Source organism: Ruminococcus turbiniformis (assembly GCF_020687545.1).
Taxonomy (GTDB): Bacteria; Bacillota; Clostridia; order Lachnospirales; family Lachnospiraceae; genus Mediterraneibacter; species Mediterraneibacter turbiniformis.
Genome location: NZ_JAJEQX010000081.1, coordinates 1 through 2132 on the forward strand (window position 1 = coordinate 1; position 2132 = coordinate 2132).

3 protein-coding genes and 1 pseudogene are annotated in these 2132 nt (G+C 45.3%); 2 read left to right on the plus strand and 2 right to left on the minus strand.

Annotated features, from left to right (window positions below):
- Both LKD70_RS18370 and LKD70_RS18375 read left to right on the plus strand, forming a co-directional pair.
- Positions 1–596 (plus strand): annotated as a pseudogene (locus LKD70_RS18370) (hypothetical protein); the annotation flags it as partial.
- Between the two features lie 55 nt (positions 597–651).
- Positions 652–912: a hypothetical protein gene (locus LKD70_RS18375; protein WP_227709299.1), complete on the plus strand. Its 261-nt coding sequence runs from the start codon at positions 652–654 to the stop codon at positions 910–912.
- Positions 913–1054: 142 nt separating this feature from the next.
- On the opposite strand, the gene LKD70_RS18380 is transcribed toward LKD70_RS18375, so the two are convergent.
- Positions 1055–1657 carry a hypothetical protein gene (locus LKD70_RS18380; RefSeq protein ID WP_227709300.1) on the minus strand — a complete coding sequence of 201 codons (603 nt, stop codon included), beginning with the start codon at positions 1655–1657 and terminating at the stop codon, positions 1055–1057.
- 13 nt (positions 1658–1670) lie between these two features.
- Complete coding sequence (locus LKD70_RS18385) at positions 1671–1856, minus strand: hypothetical protein (protein WP_227709301.1); 186 nt, start codon at positions 1854–1856, stop codon at positions 1671–1673.
- Between the last annotated feature and the right edge of the window lie 276 nt (positions 1857–2132).

The window sequence follows — 2132 nt, forward strand, 5'->3', positions numbered from 1 at the left end:
AGCATCAGATTGAAGTCATCGTTGTCGGCTACAATATAGGTACGAAGCAGGGAATAAACATCGGCAAGGCCAATAACCAGAACTTCGTCACGATTCCCTGTGAACGGTTTCTGTTCATCCTGAAAGTGGTGGGATGCCAGTATGGGATGCCGGTTGCAGAACAGGAGGAAAGCTATACCAGTAAGGCAAGCCTTCTGGATCTGAACGAAATCCCCGTCTATGGAAAGGATGATACAGGTGCTGCTGTTTTCTCCGGGCAGCGGGCGAAGCGCGGTATGTATCTATCAAGGGAAGGGAAGTTCATCAACGCTGACATCAACGGAGCAGGGAACATTCTGCGGAAGGCATATCCTCATGCATTTGACGGGGTGGATATGGCATATCTCTGCAGCGCTGTTTCTGTTATTACAGGAGAACAGATCCTGCATAAAAAGCAGAAGCCCCCGGTAAAACATTACCAACGCCATCGAAGCGATGTCGGGAAAGTCCGCCATTTTTACCGCCAGGAAAAACGCATGCAGCTGCGCATGGTATGGGAAAGCAGGGACGATACCTACAAAAAGAGAAACAGGCCGCCAGCAAAAGCGGCGGCCTGAAAAGTAAGCCCCGATGAGGGGTTAGGGGGCGTGTGTCCGCCCCGGGAGGCGCAGTTTGCCTCCTGAAGCTCCAAATCGACAAAAGTCGCTTGGAGTAGTTCACGACATGTTCCTTGATGGACTGCAGGAATGTGTTGCAGATGATGACTGCATCATCCTCATGGAAACCGGACATGAAAAATTGCGCCATCAGGTTGGAGGAGCAACCATAATAACGAGTACAGAATTTTGCGTTCTGAATCTTGCCACCATAGTGCTCAAAAAGGCGAGAGAAATTCTCAACAACCCGGAATGGAACACCCAGGTGGACTACTGATGCCATAAAGAAAAGGCTGCTTTTTGGCGGCCTTTTTTCGCAAAATTTTGTCACTTTGCCGCAGAAGCCCATTCCAATCCATCAGAGATTGGTGTGGGATGAATAGGGCCTCCCGCGTTTCCTTTTCTGCGTTGGCTGAGATTCAACATACTGTTTCACTTTTTGCTTCTTCCCGATGTTCTGGCTCTTTCCCAAAAAACGCTCTGGGAAACTCACCAGTTTCAAAATATTTGCATGTACGGAAATATGGCTTAACTAATGCCATCAGCTCCGGGGTAGCAGCGATATACAGCCATCTGCATTGGCTTAATATCTCCGCAAGCATTTCATCTGTAATACCATGCCCCCAATTATTAAAGTAACCAAGGGACATATTGGATATTACGATTTTGTCCTTCAGATCGATGTCCAGATCCCAGAAATACCCACGGATATAATTTCCCTTGTCCCTGAACCATTTGTGCTGAATACAATCTACCCCAGTATAATCGAAATCTTCAAATATATAGGACTGGAATCCATATTGGCAGCCTATATCCAGGATTGTACGGCAGGGGATATTCCTCTCAAAGATATCCAGGTAATATCTCAGGTAATCACCTTCCAAAAAGAGAAATTCTGCGGGAAAAGGGAGTTCTTCATCTGTATACCCATATGTACTTATTTCTTCTTTTAAAAACGGATAAATCACGGAACCTTCTCCCTTATATTTAGATAAAAGTCCTTTTGCAAATTCCGGTGTCATTGCTTGCCTCCTATCAATCACAGCTATCCTTCTCATTTCCTATCTCATCTTCGCTATAATAATAACAGTCTCCTGAACATTCCTCATATTCCAAAGGGCACTCATCAAGATCTAGTGGGCTTCTGCATGACGTATCAGCCTTACAATGTGCATTTTCTGGCAAAACACATACTGTAATGCCATTATATCTCATCTTCAATATTCACTCCTCCGTTGCTTCTTCCTCGCATTCGATCACTGCAAACCGAAAACCGCACTCATCGCATACCGCCTCTCCGTTACCTTTCCAGGTATATATCTTTTCGCCGCATTTTGGGCAGTAATTGATATCATCGGTGTCAGATATTCCGTAAGCGCCAAATATTAATGCGGTCAGATACAAAATTACCCCAGCCCTTTGCGAGTTGGAGTAATTCACTATAATTCACATGCGATTTTTGATAGATTGGAGTTTTTCACTCCAAGGTGCCAGATC